This window comes from Mesorhizobium sp. M5C.F.Cr.IN.023.01.1.1 (assembly GCF_003997585.1).
In the GTDB taxonomy this organism is placed as follows: Bacteria; Pseudomonadota; Alphaproteobacteria; order Rhizobiales; family Rhizobiaceae; genus Mesorhizobium; species Mesorhizobium wenxiniae.
Map to the genome: position 1 here is coordinate 17,051 of NZ_RZSU01000051.1, position 13,877 is coordinate 30,927.

17 protein-coding genes are annotated in these 13,877 nt (G+C 58.6%); 9 read left to right on the top strand and 8 right to left on the bottom strand.

The features are described from left to right. Nucleotides 1–343: 343 nt before the first annotated feature. A complete protein-coding gene (locus tag EOA78_RS20285) occupies nt 344–1,846 on the bottom strand; it encodes a PAS domain S-box protein (protein WP_245477607.1) in 1,503 nt (500 codons plus the stop codon). Between the two features lie 259 nt (nt 1,847–2,105). Here EOA78_RS20285 and EOA78_RS20290 point away from each other — a divergent pair, with 259 nt between their 5' ends. After that, the gene (locus EOA78_RS20290) at nt 2,106–2,969 is read left to right on the top strand and encodes a hypothetical protein (protein WP_245477613.1); all 864 of its coding nucleotides are present in this window, start codon (nt 2,106–2,108) and stop codon (nt 2,967–2,969) included. A 77-nt stretch (nt 2,970–3,046) separates the two neighbouring features. Here EOA78_RS20290 and EOA78_RS37745 read toward each other — a convergent pair whose 3' ends face one another. The 7 genes from EOA78_RS37745 to EOA78_RS20320 are packed head-to-tail and all read right to left on the bottom strand — an operon-like array spanning nt 3,047 to nt 6,617. Next, entirely contained in the window at nt 3,047–3,322 is a 276-nt protein-coding gene (locus tag EOA78_RS37745) for a DUF2934 domain-containing protein (protein ID WP_127316673.1), read from the bottom strand. A gap of 47 nt (nt 3,323–3,369) precedes the next feature. After that, the gene (locus EOA78_RS20300; RefSeq protein WP_127316674.1) at nt 3,370–3,819 is read right to left on the bottom strand and encodes a hypothetical protein; all 450 of its coding nucleotides are present in this window, start codon (nt 3,817–3,819) and stop codon (nt 3,370–3,372) included. A gap of 17 nt (nt 3,820–3,836) precedes the next feature. Continuing rightward, nucleotides 3,837–4,379 (bottom strand): hypothetical protein, encoded by a 543-nt coding sequence (locus EOA78_RS36065; RefSeq protein ID WP_164783842.1) that lies wholly within the window; start codon nt 4,377–4,379, stop codon nt 3,837–3,839. After that, nucleotides 4,376–4,783: a hypothetical protein gene (locus tag EOA78_RS36070; RefSeq protein WP_245477608.1), complete on the bottom strand. Its 408-nt coding sequence runs from the start codon at nt 4,781–4,783 to the stop codon at nt 4,376–4,378. Before EOA78_RS36070 ends, EOA78_RS36065 begins: the two co-directional genes overlap by 4 nt. Then, nucleotides 4,784–5,479 carry a thermonuclease family protein gene (locus EOA78_RS20310; RefSeq protein WP_127316675.1) on the bottom strand — a complete coding sequence of 232 codons (696 nt, stop codon included), beginning with the start codon at nt 5,477–5,479 and terminating at the stop codon, nt 4,784–4,786. It lies immediately after the preceding gene. Continuing rightward, nucleotides 5,476–6,012: a thermonuclease family protein gene (locus tag EOA78_RS20315; protein WP_127316676.1), complete on the bottom strand. Its 537-nt coding sequence runs from the start codon at nt 6,010–6,012 to the stop codon at nt 5,476–5,478. The genes EOA78_RS20310 and EOA78_RS20315 overlap by 4 nt, the downstream gene beginning before the upstream one ends. Next, entirely contained in the window at nt 6,009–6,617 is a 609-nt protein-coding gene (locus EOA78_RS20320; RefSeq protein ID WP_127316677.1) for a hypothetical protein, read from the bottom strand. The genes EOA78_RS20315 and EOA78_RS20320 overlap by 4 nt, the downstream gene beginning before the upstream one ends. A 158-nt stretch (nt 6,618–6,775) precedes the next feature. Between EOA78_RS20320 and EOA78_RS20325 the strand changes: the two genes are divergently transcribed. The 8 genes from EOA78_RS20325 to EOA78_RS20360 are packed head-to-tail and all read left to right on the top strand — an operon-like array spanning nt 6,776 to nt 13,877. Continuing rightward, complete coding sequence (locus EOA78_RS20325) at nt 6,776–7,726, top strand: lytic transglycosylase domain-containing protein (protein ID WP_127316678.1); 951 nt, start codon at nt 6,776–6,778, stop codon at nt 7,724–7,726. A gap of 11 nt (nt 7,727–7,737) precedes the next feature. Next, the gene (locus tag EOA78_RS20330) at nt 7,738–8,088 is read left to right on the top strand and encodes a TrbC/VirB2 family protein (RefSeq protein WP_127316679.1); all 351 of its coding nucleotides are present in this window, start codon (nt 7,738–7,740) and stop codon (nt 8,086–8,088) included. Nucleotides 8,089–8,091: 3 nt separating this feature from the next. Then, complete coding sequence (locus tag EOA78_RS20335) at nt 8,092–8,391, top strand: VirB3 family type IV secretion system protein (RefSeq protein WP_127316680.1); 300 nt, start codon at nt 8,092–8,094, stop codon at nt 8,389–8,391. 3 nt (nt 8,392–8,394) lie between these two features. After that, entirely contained in the window at nt 8,395–10,806 is a 2,412-nt protein-coding gene (locus EOA78_RS20340; protein ID WP_127316681.1) for a VirB4 family type IV secretion/conjugal transfer ATPase, read from the top strand. Continuing rightward, the gene (locus EOA78_RS20345; protein WP_127316682.1) at nt 10,803–11,888 is read left to right on the top strand and encodes a lytic transglycosylase domain-containing protein; all 1,086 of its coding nucleotides are present in this window, start codon (nt 10,803–10,805) and stop codon (nt 11,886–11,888) included. Before EOA78_RS20340 ends, EOA78_RS20345 begins: the two co-directional genes overlap by 4 nt. A gap of 11 nt (nt 11,889–11,899) precedes the next feature. Then, nucleotides 11,900–12,619 carry a type IV secretion system protein gene (locus tag EOA78_RS20350; RefSeq protein WP_127316683.1) on the top strand — a complete coding sequence of 240 codons (720 nt, stop codon included), beginning with the start codon at nt 11,900–11,902 and terminating at the stop codon, nt 12,617–12,619. Next, nucleotides 12,609–12,833, top strand: a complete 225-nt coding sequence (locus EOA78_RS20355; protein WP_127316684.1) for a hypothetical protein — start codon at nt 12,609–12,611, stop codon at nt 12,831–12,833. The genes EOA78_RS20350 and EOA78_RS20355 overlap by 11 nt, the downstream gene beginning before the upstream one ends. A 15-nt stretch (nt 12,834–12,848) precedes the next feature. Continuing rightward, complete coding sequence (locus EOA78_RS20360) at nt 12,849–13,877, top strand: type IV secretion system protein (protein WP_127316685.1); 1,029 nt, start codon at nt 12,849–12,851, stop codon at nt 13,875–13,877.

Consider the following 13,877-nt stretch of genomic DNA (forward strand, 5'->3'; position numbering starts at 1 on the left):
GCGGTGAGAAGTATTCGACCTCGCAAAGTGATTCCGAAAGACGCTCACGAGGCTGCACACTCGAGAGGGACGACCCAAGCGTCGCTATAGCGCGACGCAGTCGCGTTTGAGTCAGGACAGTCCGAGGGCGGACACAAGCCGGACACAAACAGCACTATGGTCCGTGCCACAGTGCGTTGGCAGGCCACCCCAAGCCCCCGCCCAGCCTGCTGAAGCACTGTGCCGGCGGGGGAGCAATTTTCCGTCGGCTCTTCACCACTCCTCGCGCTGAGCCCCTTCGACCTGTTGGACCATGAAGCCAGGCGTGGTCCTGGCCAATGACTCAAGGCGGCACCGCGTTCTTTCAACACGTAAGGCGATCCGGGAGTACCGACAGCCGGATGATCAGCCCGGCTGAACTCCAATGATAGGAGAGATTCGCATCCAACTGAGCAGCGCTCGCGTTCGCAAGCTTGCTTCCGAAGCCGTCGCTGTTTTGCATCTGAGCACGTGGGCCGCCGCATTCGTGCCATGTAAGGACGAAGCGGCCGCCTTCTTCGGCGCATTTGATGTCAATGCTTCCGTCTGGCGTGGACAAGCTGCCGTACTTGGCTGCGTTGGTTGCGAACTCATACAGCAACAGCGCAATCGGCGTGATTGCGTTTCCGCTCACCGGCACGTCGGGTCCGTCGATTGTCAGGCGGGACTTCGGATTGTTGTCATTGCTGTTGTCATACGGCGAAAGGATTGTCCGGACAAGCGCGTGCATCGTCGTGGCAGGTTGGTTAACGGCGCCGTCGGCCGCTGCTCGAAACAGTGTGAGCGAGTGGGCTCGCGCGAGCGCGTTCAGGCGGTCACTGACCGCGGAGGCTAGAGCGGCGGGTGAAGCTGCAGATCGAGCGCTCACGTTTACGATGCTGCTCGCCACGGCGAACAGGTTCTTGATGCGGTGCCCCATTTCGCTCAGCAGGAGCTGCTGCTTTTCCTGCGCTCGACGCCGATCGGTGATGTCGCGGGCAATTTTCGAGACGCCGATGATCGATCCATCGGCGTCCTTGATGGGTGAAACGGTCAGCGAGATATCGACCAGGCTCCCATCCTTCCGCAAGCGAACGGTCTCATAGTGGTCAATCCGTTCGCCGTGGCGTAACCGCGCAAGGATGGTTAGCTCCTCGTCGACCCGGTCGGACGGGATCAGCATTGTCCCTGATTTTCCGACGACTTCGTTCTCCGAGTAACCAAACAACCGTTCGGCGCCAGCATTCCAGTTGGTGATGGTGCCATCCAAATCCTTGGCGAAAATCGCGTCGTCGGAGGATTCAACGATGGCGATCAGCCGCCAGGCGGCTTCATCTGCCAAGCGCCGGCCGATGCTGAAGCCCAACTGGCGCGCGATTGTTACCGAAAGCTGCAGCTCATGTTCCGTGAACTCGCGAGGCGTTTCGAAGTAGGTCATGAACTTGCCGATGACCTTGTCATCGATCGTCAGCGGGATGAAGGCAAGCGCTCGAATGCCTTCCTTCAGGATGATTGCTTTGAGAGGCTCTGGTACGTCCTCCCCTGCAACATCGTCTACGCAGATGGGTTGTGCGTTTAGATCGCCCGGCCGCCAAGGTGAATGCCCATCAACAGCCGCTCGATAGGTCTCGGACAATCCACGCCAGGCCACGAACCGCATGACACCGTCAGCATCGAAGCGCAGAATTGAAGCGCGCGGACAGCCCAATGCGTCTCTAATAGCGTCGAGAGCCGCATCATAGATATCGGTCAGCGAACGCGCCCGGTATAGGCGATCGGTGAAGTGATACAACGCGCTCTGCTCATGCGCCCGCTGCGCGAGTGCATTTTCGATACGGACCGCCTCCATTGTGGTTTCCGATCTTCGGACCACGGAGCCGATTGAATACAATCGGCTGCCCCTCAAGCGCTCACGATACTACGCTTTCGAGTCGAGCTTGCACAGATGCCGCCCTCAAAATGGAGGCCAGGAGGGCCAGTGGGGCAGATGGATGAACCAACAAGCTCAGCAGAACGTTGCATGCCGAAGGCTGATATCCTTGACGGCTCGCATCGTGAACAATTTCAAGCAGCGGCCCGCGCGCGAAAAGCAAGAAACGCCGGGTGTTTTGGCGGTGTTTCCCTTTGACCGAAAGACCGTCGAGCGTTTCCGGCAAGCCTTCCCGCGGGCCAGGTGGAATGACGAGCGCAGAAGCTGGTTCGTTCCGGGCAAGACGGCGGCCCGCCGAGTGGACCGGTGGCTGGCGCGGGACGCCGAGTTTCTGGACGTGCATGGTGACCTCAAGGGCCGCGATGCCTACGCCTTCGACCCGATTACGAGTCCATATCTCGAGGTCGGCGACGACCTGCGCGTTCGAACGCCCTATTCGAAAACTGTTCTCGATGAAATGCGAGCAATTCCATGGTCACGCTGGGACGACGACCTTAGGGTTTGGCGTGTGCCGTTCCGATCTTATGAGGAGCTTCGGCGCCGCTGGTGCAAAATCGAAGAGGCGGCGCGACGGAATGAACCGGAGGAAAGAAAACGACGTCGCGAGGCGAACAAGGACTCGGAAGCTCGAAGGGCGGCACGATTACGGTCCGCGGAACGCCGTCGCCGTCGCTATCCCTTGCCCTCCGAAGCGTTGCCGCCAATGGACCGGCCGGTGGCAACAGAGCGGTACGGCATTGTTGTCTTTACCGATGCATCGGGTGAGTTCATCGAGCGGTCTGTACCGGCCGCCTTCTACCCGCACGCGGCCCGGGCCGACGTCGACTATGTGTGGGGAACCTGGCGCCCGGCGACGCTGTCGGAGCTCATTACGACATGGCCCGCCCGTCGTGAACCGCTGCCGATGGAGCATGCTCGGGGCTGGTGGCAGCCGACGCTCGCCGAAATTAGAATTGCTCGTCGAAACGCCCGTTCCATCGAACGCCGGAGACAAAGACGCGACTCCGGTGTTTCATCGCAAACGCGCCGGGAGCCCAGTTGAAGCTCGCAGGTTTCGCCCTTGTGTTTCGCCTCTCGTGTGGCGAACGATGGCGACACGGCTGACCTCCGCTCGTCGATCTATGATTGCGGCTTCGCCGGCCTCCGCTTCGGTGTCGAATCTTTCGAGCGTTCTGCGATCTGGGGTCCCGCGCCCGTGACCTGTTCAGCGGATGGACTCCCAGTGGCTGTAGAAGCAGCATCGGGGTTTTGCGCATTTTCGGAAGACTGACCGTCTTCAACGTCTATTTCCTTAGTTGCTCTTTCCCAATGTTCCTGCTCGCGACCGTCGGGTCGGCCCTCTCGCTCCCAGATCTCGTGAGCGCGCTGCCGAATGCGTTCGATTCTGTCGTCCATGTGCGCCTCCTATCCCAAAGCCGCTGAATGTATCGTTGCGTTCCAAGTTAACGTGGCGGAGGGGGAATGATGGTACGGCCATGGGCAACCCATTCGCCGGAGGCTGATTTGGCGAATCCGACGACACGATCAAGAGGCTGAGCCTGGGGCGAGAGTTTGATCGTTGCCATGCAGGACACTCCGGCGCCGGTGCTGTTCTTGTCGCATTGCCCGAGAGATAGCGAGATCTCGGGCATGTTATTGCGATCCCATACTAGAGGCGAAGCGGCCTGTGCTTTGCGGAAGGCAGCAAGCGCTTCCTCCTCCGTCGGCGCTTCGACGATCGGGGCTTGCGGAACAGGGCAAAGAGACGGGTCGGCTGAGATCGCCGCCGTGAGTTCGGCTTTTGTAATCGCCCGGGTTTCGACAGACGATTTTGGAACGGCAAGCCATGTTCCGCCCGCGCCGGCGACCAGGCCGACGCTAACTGCAATGGCGAGAAGAGCACTTTGGTTCATGCGGTATTCCTCGCACCCTAGGTATTGAGGTTAAACCAGAAGCGTTCCTTGACACCCTTGTCGTTTGGGATGTCGAAAAACCATGGATTTACGCGTCGCGGACGGGGAGTTGAGACTGTCTGGATGCAGCCTTCACCGTCGCGGCCGCTATATCGGCGGTAGCTAATAATGCCGTTGTCATCGCTGCCGGTCTTGCGGCTCAGCCGCTCCTTGCAAACATTGACGGTCTTGACGCATTGATCCGGTTCGCCGCGGATGCCTTCGCGGCCGCGCGTGCTGTGGCTGACCTTAGTTCCTGCAGGGCAATCTTCGTACATGTCTCGGCCGGGCGTACCTGCCTTGGCCTCATGGCATATCGGCCACGAGAAGCCAGGTTTCGACATCGCCGCGATCAGCTTTTTCATAGGTGGAACGCAGTAGGGCACGCCATGCCAGGAGGGGTTTTGCGATGCCGCGCACAGGAGAACTTGGCAGCCCCAGGATGCATCTTGCGCCTTAGCAGTGGCTGGAAGGAGAGTGACGGCGACGAGGCCGGCAGCGGCATAAAGCAGATGTTTCATGTCAGGTGGTCCTCTTGATGATTGCTGCTGAAGGCGCCCGATCGACAAACAGCTTGTCGATCGGAATGACGTGCTGTGCTCGATCGCCAGCGGCGTAGATGACGGCGGCTATCAGCGCGAAAGCAGAGAACCAGAAGATCCCGATGCGGAACAGCAGGGGCAGATTGGGGACGTCCCGGCAAAGCGGCGGGAAAGCGAAAAGACCGACCAAAGCTGTCTAGCGCGAGGTGACGTTGATCGTGGAAGAAGATCGAAACGGTTTGGAGCAGCACGGCCAACGGCCCATGAATCCACCAGATTTTTGCCGAAAAGGCGATCAGAGCAAACGACAAGGGAATAGCGAGCAAGAGGCTCGCCAGGGGATCGTTTACGAAGGAGGTCACAATATGGGCGAAGTCCGGCAACTATCGGTCTGTCCTCTTCGGCTTGTTCCGGGCGTCGACAAAGGGCGGTGAGATTTCGCTTTCACGTTCGGCAAGAAGGTTGAAATCTGCGATTGGACGACGATCGAGCGTTTTGTCGACGGCCTTCCGACGCCACTCATTCATGTCGAGGACGTAGGTCGCCCACATGCCGTAGCGGGCTGCCATGGCGTGGTTTTGGTAGGCGAGATACTGGCCGTTGTAGGGATAGAGCGTCGCGACGCGCGCCCAGCCGACACGCAGCATTTCCAAGGCGAGATCACGACCACCGGCGATGCATCGGGCTAGCGGAGTGCCGTCAGGGCTAAACGCGACTACAGTGCACTCTATCGATTTATTGCCGACAGTGCGTTTCAGCCATGCTTTGGCGAGCGGTCCGCAAGGAACCGGAGCAGGGGCCTTTATCTGCTCGCGGTTTTCCCATTTGGGATTAAGCGCCCATTGTGGAAGCTCGCACGCGTCGATGTCAGCGAGGCGAACTCGTTGGGTGTATTGCGGATACCAAAGGGTCCGGCCGTCCGTGACGGCGACCCGGCCCTTGAACATCGGGTAGATCGGCGCCGGCGCCACGGCCTGCTGTTCCCGGCGTTGAGGAGCCGGATTCTTGATAAAGTCGGCCGCGATCGCGGGTTGAATGATCGCGGTGACTGCGGCTGCAGCGACTACATGTCTGTTCATTGCTTCGCTTTCTTGGCGCGGTCGTTGGCCTCTCTGCTCAATAGGATGGCCGGGTGCTGGACATCCTCGAACTGCCACAGGCCTGCCCGCTTTTCGCGGGCGTCCTGTTCGGCAACGGCGTAAGCGGGGTGAAACGGCAAACCTTCAGCGTTAAGCGCTGCGAAGGCGTATCCGCTCGTAATCATCATAGTGGCTAGGTCGAGCCGATCCTTGCCAACCGTGGCGTAGCAAACGACATAGGATATGCCGGCTGCCCTGGCGACGGGCGCGCAAACGGGCTTCGTGTCCTTGATGTAGGCGGCGAAGATGGCCAGTGATGCATCGCCGCAGTCTCGTTTCTGGCCTTTGTTGTCGGTGTAGGACGTCCCACGCAGGCAGGACTGGACGCCGTAGAGGCGGAAACGCTGCCGGTCAGTAACCCACGTATCGCCAGTCTCTAGGGTGACGCCCGGCTGAAGGTCGAAGTAGCCGGCCGGCGCGGCATGTGCCGCAACCGGCAAGGCAGCCGTTAGGAGGACTAGAAACCTCCTCATTGGCCTTTTACCCTCGGGTCCGCCCACATGCCGTAGGATCCCTGCTTGCCGATATCCTCTGCCTTAGCGAGATCGGGACGGACGAAGGAGCCGTCGGGCTTCTTTGCCAGCCGCAGGGCTCCAAGCGACAAAAGCTGTTCCTCGAACATATCAACGGTGTCGAGCCTACCGGGGTAGTTGTAGTAGCCGTAGCAGGTCGCATTTTGGGTCGGGGAATTCTGCTCGCTGATGAAGGCGCGGCAGAACACGACTTTTGGACTCTGCAACATTATCTGTAGTTGCTGCTGCGCGTAGTCCGTGCAGGTCCCGGCGAAGTCATCTTTGCGATTGACCATTTCGCCTTGGCACGGCTCTAGCCCGAAAAGGTGCAGCGTCGTCTTCTCATCAACGCGAAAATCAGTGGGCGATACTGCCTTATATCCGGAGCCCGACGCATATCCCTTTCGGTCCACGACTTTGCCGGCGCCATCATAATACTCGACGACCAGCACCGTCTTGCCGGGTGCTGCCAGCGACTTGATGTAGTCCTTGTTGATGTCCTCCACGGACAAAGCGGGTGTTGCCATTATGCAACTTACGAGTGCGGCGATGATGGTACGTTTCATTTTCTAGCCCTAACCATCCTGGTCACGTTAGATTCCCTACAAAGAGGGGGTTTAAGTATGGTGCAAAAACTTGTATCACTACCCCAAATCGGTATCATGCATTAAAGAACTTAATCGGTTTTCGTCGTAATCTCAACACCGCAAGTTAGGCGGGGACGATGGTAAAAAGGGCTAGAATAGCAGGCATTCCACGAAAGGCCGCGCTGATCGGCGCGGCTGCGCTGACTGTTGTTGCCGGCGGTACTTCTCATGCCCAAGAAGGGCGGAATAATACCAATTTCGTAGGCACTCAAGGCACTTCTGCGCCCCTTAGAGAAACTGCACTCACAGCTATTTTCGAGAACCGTTGGCCGAATTCCAAGGGCGACTTCGTCCTTGGTGCTGACGGGGTTGTCACGTCGGGGACAGCGTCCCAATCTAAACCAAGACAAGATAGCCTTATTGGTGCAGTGGCACATAGTTTTGCATTCGAAGAGCATATGCGAAACGGTACCAATATGGATAAGCTAGCAACCGGAGCAATTACCCATATTGGCGTGATGCGTCCGGTTGACGACTACACGGTTGACGTGCAGGAGTGCGGTCCGCCTCCTCTAAGTGCTACGGAAATCAAGAGCTTAGTGGTCGAGACTGCGCGTCGTCACAAGGTAGATGAAGTTTTTGCGACGGCCATTGCTTGGGCTGAGAGCGGCTTTGACCGATTCCGCAACTCGAACAAGGGCGCGCGTGGCCCAATGCAGCTTATGCCGGCCGCTGCCGAGAGATTCGGCGTCAGGGATGTTTGCGACCCGGCGCAGAACATCGAGGGCGGCATGAAATACCTGCGGGTGCTTCTCAATGAATTTCAAAATCCATTGCTGGTTGCTGCTGCCTACAACAGCGGAGAGCAGCGGATTTACGAGCACGGCGGAATTCCACCGTTCAAGGAAACGGTCGGATACGTCGCCAAGGTCGTGAATTACCAGCTTGGCCTGCCGATGCCGGCGGCCAAAGGCAAGACGAGGGCGGCCGCTGCCGAGCCGGTCGCCGATGCGGGTGATACCGGCGACGTCGGTGTGATCGCCGTCAAGAAAACCGGCAAGTTTGTCGGCGGTGTGATGCATTTTTGAAGGAGAGAAGCATGAAGTGTGATGCGGTAAGGGGAAGCGGGACGAGCGTCCTCAAGCTGGGGGCTCTACTCGGGCTGGCAGCGGCTATTCAGGTAACGGGTGCTGATCTGGCCTTTGCTCAGGGCACCGGCGGCGGTAGCGGGGCGTTCGCACCACTCCAGACGGCTGTCCAGATGATCGTGGATTTCATCACCGGCCCGTTTGGTCGACTCCTCGCGATCATTGCCGTTATCGGCCTCGGCTTCCTTGCCTTCGCGGGACGTTTGTCGTGGTTCACGGCTGGCGCCGTCGTTGTCGGAATCGGTCTGGTTTTTGGCGCTCCGTCGATCGTCGACCAGATGATCTCGGCAGTCGGTCAATGACCGATGAGTGAGTTTCAGGACGAGAAGCCGGCGCTGACGCCGTTGGTGATCGGGTTAACCCGATCACCAACCCTTTGGGGCGTGCCGTACATGGCGGTCGTGATCATCGTCGGCATAACGATTATCGGCTGGCTGGCTACGAACTCCCTGTGGGCACTGTTTGTCGCTCCCGTCTCGTACCTTGTCCTGTTCTCGCTCTGCACCTGGGACAACAAGATCCTCGACGTGCTGCAGGTGGCGTCTCGGAAAACGCCCCGCACGCCGAACAAGCGCTTTTGGGGAACCAACTCGTACGGGCCATAACCTATGTTGAAAGTCGTCAGGGAAGAGCTTGGATTTGGGAAGGTCGCCAACAATGAGCGGCCTATGTCAACTCATATCCCTTTTCTACGGCATGTTTCGGATACGGTCATAGGGCTGGAAAACGGCTCGCTGTTGAGCGTCATCAAGTTGGATGGCCTGTTTTTCCAGACTGAAGATCAAGCCGAACTAAATATGCGCTCGGTCGTGCAGAACACGATGATACGAGCACTCGGGTCTAGCCGGTTCTCGCTGTGGTCTACGGTGATCCGAAGGGAGGTGGAGACCGAAATCGGCGGCGCTTTCGACGCGCCGTTCTGTGACTTTCTGAACAAGCGCTACATGGAGCAGTTGCGCCGCAAGCGCATGTTCACAAACGAAATTTACCTGACCATCGTCCGGTCAGGCATGCGCGGCGCCCTCGGCGTCGGAGATACCTTTAAGCGGCTCCTCGATAGCGCCAACCGTGACGCGCGGGGCCAACAAACCCGCGAGGATGTTACCGAGCTCGAGGAACTGATCGGCAACATCACCCGCGAATTACAAAAGTATGGTGCCCGCGCGCTCGGTATCACCTATCGAGATGGCGAGCCGTACTCGGAGCCTTGCGAGTTTTTCAACACCATCCTGACCTGCGGTGTTCCGCGGAAGATGCGCTTGCCGCGCATGGGGATCCGCAACTACGTCGGCTCATCGCGTCTGCATTTCAGCAAGCGAACGATGCAAGCGCAGGCGGCGGTTGACGAAGACAGCCGTTTTGGGGCGCTTCTGTCGGTGAAGGAATATCCCCCCTTCACCGGTCCCGGCATGCTCGACGGCCTTTTGCAGGTGAATCACGAATTCATCCTGACGCAATCCTTTACGATCGCTGACAAGCCGATCGCACAGGAGCGGATTAGCCGCCTCCAACGGCAAATACAGGCGTCGGACGAAGCCGGCAGCGCCGTCGAGCATGATATCGACTTCGCGCTCAACGGTTTGATGAACCAGGAAGCCGTTTTCGGTTTCCATCACCTGTCATTGCTTTGCCTGTCCCGCGATCTCGATGGCATGAGCCGTTCGGTATCGGAACTCGGGGCCTGCCTCACCGATATGAACATCAACTGGCTGCGCGAGGATGTGAACCTCGAAGCGGCCTTTTGGGCGCAACTTCCCGGCAACCACAGCTACGTCGCCCGTAAGGCGATGCTGTCGAGCGCGAATTTCTCGGGCCTGTCGTCGATGCATAATTTCGCGACGGGGCAGTCGGACCGCACGCACTGGGGCTTGCCGATCACCATCCTCGAAACGACCTCACAGACGCCCTACTGGTTCAATTTCCATCGCCGCGACATTGGCCACTTTCTTGTCACCGGCCCGACAGGCTCGGGCAAGACGGTCGCTTTGACGTTTCTGCTCGCCCAGGCAATGCGCGTCGCCCCCACTCCAAAGGCCGTTTTCTTCGACAAGGATAGGGGCGCAGAGATTTTCGTGAGGGCGATCGGTGGTTCCTATGAGGTGCTGACCCCTGGCACACCGACGGGCTTCAATCCGCTTCAGCTTGAGAACAACGGGCCTAACCGCGAATTTTTGCTGCGGCTCCTGAAGGCGATGTTGCGCACCGGCGATCGCCGTGACTTCACCCAGGAGGACGAGGACACGCTTGAGAAGGCGATTACGCGCCTGATGCAGGAGCCCGCGGCCGAGCGGAACCTACCGAATCTGTCGGGCCTGCTCGTCGGCCGCTCCCGAGCCGACGCGAACGACTTGCATGCTCGCCTCCGGCCTTGGATCGACGGTGAAAAAGCGTGGCTGTTCAACGCACAGCATGACGTGCTGTCGTTCTCCGGCCGAAGCGTATTCGGCTTTGACATGACCAATATCCTCGGCAACGAGGATCTTCGCACGCCGGCGCTGATGTACCTCTATCATCGCCTTGACGAGCTGCTGAATGGCGATCCGGTCATGTTCTTCATGGATGAGGGCTGGCAGCTCCTCATGGACGAAACGTTCTCGGCCTTCATCGTCGACAAGATGAAAACGATCCGCAAGCTCAACGGCATCGTCGGTTTCGGCACGCAGTCAGCAGCCGACATCGCCAAGGCCAAAGCCTCGCACACGTTGATCGAGCAGTCGGCGACGAACATTCATTTTCCGAACCCTCGCGCCGACGAAGAGAGCTACATCAAACGGTTTGGCCTGACGGTCAAAGAGTTCAATTTCATCAAGAATACCCCGCCGGAAAGGCGGACGTTCCTCGTCAAGCACGGCAATGACTCGGTCATCGCGCGGCTGGACCTCTCCACCATGCCTGATCTCGTGAAGGTGCTTTCGGGGCGCAAGGAGACGGTCGAGGAATGCGCGGCGCTGCGGGAAAAGTATGGCGATGAGCCCGAGAATTGGCTGGCTGAATTTTGCGGATGGGAGAAGGGTCAATGAGGAAAAGTCCTGCTCTGTGGCTGGTGATGGGAGCGCTTGCCGCTCCTGCACCTGCATTGGCGTCGGGCGTCCCTGTCATCGACGGTTCCAATCTCACCGAGAAAACGGTGCGGAAGGAAACAACGACCGAAATCGAGAAGGTCGACAAGAATCGGTTCTCGGTCAACAAGAGCGTCACTTGCTCGATGTACCGGCCGGGCCGGAGCAACGATCCCGCTTCGGCCGCGACTGCCAACCCAGAGATTGCCGGGATGGTGAAGCGGGTTGCTCGCGAAGAAGGCGTGGACGAAAATCTCTTCATGGCTCTCGTCTATCAGGAGAGCCGTTTCAATCCCTGCGCAAAGTCAGGCGTCGGCGCTATCGGCCTTTCACAGCTCATGCCCGGCACGGCCGCGGATCTCGGAGTCAATCCCCACAACATTGAATCGAACTTGCGTGGTGGTGCCCGCTATCTAAAGCAGCAGCTAAAGCGGTTCAATGGCAACACGAACCTGGCCTTGGCCGCCTACAACGCCGGCCCTGGGAATGTGCAGAAGTACGGCGGTATCCCTCCTTTCAAAGAAACACAGGGGTATGTCCGGAGCATCACACAAAAATGGCTTCCGGCCTTTGGCGGCTCGGACAGTGCCAATATCCCTCTGAACTATGGCGGCGGCGATACGGCCTACACGGGTATGCGAGACTCGACGATAAATGCCATGGCCACCACCCAGGCCACGCAGGAAAGCTCAGCAAATGTGGCTTCATGGCTGCAACAACTGGGCGGACTTCAGACTGGGACAATCCACGATAGCTGGGACCATAATTCAGGTGCGCGCAACGCCAATCTTGAAATGATGAACCAGGTCATACGCCTCGGTACGTCGATGGCCGACCTTCTCAATTCTCGCAACGCGGAATCTTCGGGCAGCCTTTCCGGCGCCTCTCAGTCTTCCGATTTCAAGGATCGGGAAGAAAAACCGCGCGAGACGACAGGGCTTTGCGACGATCGCGAGGGGCTTGAATGGAGTCCGACTGAAAAGGCCTGCCTGCAGAAGCGAGAGCGCGAGGCAACCGTAAACCTGATGTTGCAGCCACAATGAGGAGAGTCAGCATGAAACGCTTTGTTCCTACTGCGTCAGCCATAGTTCTGTCGTCGGCTTTAACGATCCCCGCCGCACTGGCGGGCGGCGTTCCGGTCATCGACGCGGCAAACTATAAAGTGGCGAAACAGACATCCGTCACCACCGATAAGATCCTTGGCACCAACAAGGAAATTCTGACCACCGTCGAAGAAACGTTGAAGGCCGTGACCGGCGATCGGGGTGGCGACGCAAACCAGATGCAGAACCTCGCCGTCGGCAATGGTTTCAGCGTTTCGTCTATGCCGTCCTTCGACAGCCTCATGTCTGGCGGCGTCCCGAATTTTGGGGGGATGGGCGGTGACGTCGGCAAAGTGGCGACGGCGTTCATCAATGGTCTGCAGCTCGTCAAAAGTCTTTCCGGCCAAGCGAACAGCGGCTTTTCTGGCGATAAGTCTTACGAGGAACTGGTGAATACGGTTCTAGGTGTCGCGGCGTTGGTAAATGGCTCGCAACAGGCGGTCCAGACACGAAAGAGCGCCTTCGAGCAGGCTGGACAGAGCATCGGCCAAGCCCAGGACATCAAGGGATCGATCGATCAGAACACACAGCTTCAGGTGCAAGCGGGCCTGACGATCAACGAGTTGATCGGCGTCATGAACGGCGCTGTGTCGTCGCTCCAGGCTGACAATCAACGTCGCCTGACCGACATCTCCAACTCGAAGAAGGCACTCAGCTACAGTGGCAACTAAATTAACCAGAACTGCGAAAGTGCTGTCGCTTGTCGTGATCACAGCCGGTGTTGCCGGTTGCGGCACGGTCAAGGAAAAGACGGCACCCTGCAAAAGACCTGCGAACCTGACGTCCTACGCACCGGATTCTCGCCAGGAATGCGGCCCGATGATGCACGTCAATGACGACGCTTCAGCGGCATTCGCGGCGATCGACTCAATGGTTGCGGAATAGGGACGGTGGGCGACGATGCAGGATTTCTTGGGCGATCTGCTGGACAGGATTGAGCAGTCGGGGGCGAACTTTTCCGAAAGGGCCTATGGAATAGTCGGCGGCGAAATCGTGCCGCTGCTCAACGTGATGTTCCTTGCGTACGTCGGCTACTACGGCCTTCAACTCTTCATGGGAACTGCGCGCGTCAGCGTCAGCGATGTCATTGGTCGCGTCGTTCGCATGCTGTTTATCCTGACACTGGTGAGCCAGTGGAGCTACTTCAACACATTCTTCTATTCCTGGCTCAACAACACGCCTGAAGACGTAGGCCGGGCGATCCTGACGGCCACCGGGACCGGAATTACTGAACCGACGAATGGCCTTTCCATGATCTGGAGGACGGCCAACGAGGCGGCCTCCGCATTTGCCGAACAATCGGGCTATTTCTCCGTGCTTCCGTCGATGGTCGGATTCCTGATCATGCTGTGTGTCGCCGTCTTCATCGCCGTGGCGCTGGCGATTCTGTTGCTCGCCAAGGTGATGATGTGGGTGTTGATCGGAACCGCGCCAATCTTCATCGCCTGCATGTTGTTCGACCAAACGCGGAACCTGGGCGTCGCATGGTTCCAACAGGTGCTTCTTTATGCGCTGATTCCCCTATTCGTCTACGTCGTCGCCGCCTTCCTGATTGCTGCCATGGATCCCGAGTTAACCAAGGTATCCAACGCCGCCAGTCAACGGCGGCTCCAGCTCAGCGACATTTCGGCTTTCCTGCTGCTTTGCTGCGCGGGCGCATTCGTCCTGATCAATATTCAGGTCCTCGCACAGGGCATTGTTGGGGGAGTCGCAGCCGGGATCGGCAACGTCGCAAGAGCGGTTGGCCGGTACACGGGTCTCACCGCGCCCTTGCAAGTGATGCAAGCCGGTAGAGGTGCTGCAGGGAGCGTTGGGAACGCCGGCATGCGGATGCGGGAGCGTCTGCACAGCGGCATGAGGGACAACATCCGCAATGCCAGCGCGGAAGCGATGCAGAACCGGATTAGCAGCAACAGCATGCCTCGCTGA

Excerpts from the sequence above, each read along its gene's own strand:
- EOA78_RS20350 (WP_127316683.1), top strand. The coding sequence starts at position 11,900 with ATGAAACGCTTTGTTCCTACTGCGTCAGCCATAGTTCTGTCGTCGGCT.
- EOA78_RS20320 (WP_127316677.1), bottom strand. The coding sequence starts at position 6,617 with ATGAAACGTACCATCATCGCCGCACTCGTAAGTTGCATAATGGCAACA.
- EOA78_RS36065 (WP_164783842.1), bottom strand. The coding sequence starts at position 4,379 with ATGAAACATCTGCTTTATGCCGCTGCCGGCCTCGTCGCCGTCACTCTC.
- EOA78_RS20300 (WP_127316674.1), bottom strand. The coding sequence starts at position 3,819 with ATGAACCAAAGTGCTCTTCTCGCCATTGCAGTTAGCGTCGGCCTGGTC.
- EOA78_RS20315 (WP_127316676.1), bottom strand. The coding sequence starts at position 6,012 with ATGAGGAGGTTTCTAGTCCTCCTAACGGCTGCCTTGCCGGTTGCGGCA.
- EOA78_RS20285 (WP_245477607.1), bottom strand. The coding sequence starts at position 1,846 with ATGGAGGCGGTCCGTATCGAAAATGCACTCGCGCAGCGGGCGCATGAG.
- EOA78_RS20325 (WP_127316678.1), top strand. The coding sequence starts at position 6,776 with ATGGTAAAAAGGGCTAGAATAGCAGGCATTCCACGAAAGGCCGCGCTG.
- EOA78_RS20340 (WP_127316681.1), top strand. The coding sequence starts at position 8,395 with ATGTTGAAAGTCGTCAGGGAAGAGCTTGGATTTGGGAAGGTCGCCAAC.
- EOA78_RS37745 (WP_127316673.1), bottom strand. The coding sequence starts at position 3,322 with ATGGACGACAGAATCGAACGCATTCGGCAGCGCGCTCACGAGATCTGG.
- EOA78_RS20345 (WP_127316682.1), top strand. The coding sequence starts at position 10,803 with ATGAGGAAAAGTCCTGCTCTGTGGCTGGTGATGGGAGCGCTTGCCGCT.
- EOA78_RS20360 (WP_127316685.1), top strand. The coding sequence starts at position 12,849 with ATGCAGGATTTCTTGGGCGATCTGCTGGACAGGATTGAGCAGTCGGGG.
- EOA78_RS20310 (WP_127316675.1), bottom strand. The coding sequence starts at position 5,479 with ATGAACAGACATGTAGTCGCTGCAGCCGCAGTCACCGCGATCATTCAA.
- EOA78_RS20335 (WP_127316680.1), top strand. The coding sequence starts at position 8,092 with ATGAGTGAGTTTCAGGACGAGAAGCCGGCGCTGACGCCGTTGGTGATC.
- EOA78_RS20330 (WP_127316679.1), top strand. The coding sequence starts at position 7,738 with ATGAAGTGTGATGCGGTAAGGGGAAGCGGGACGAGCGTCCTCAAGCTG.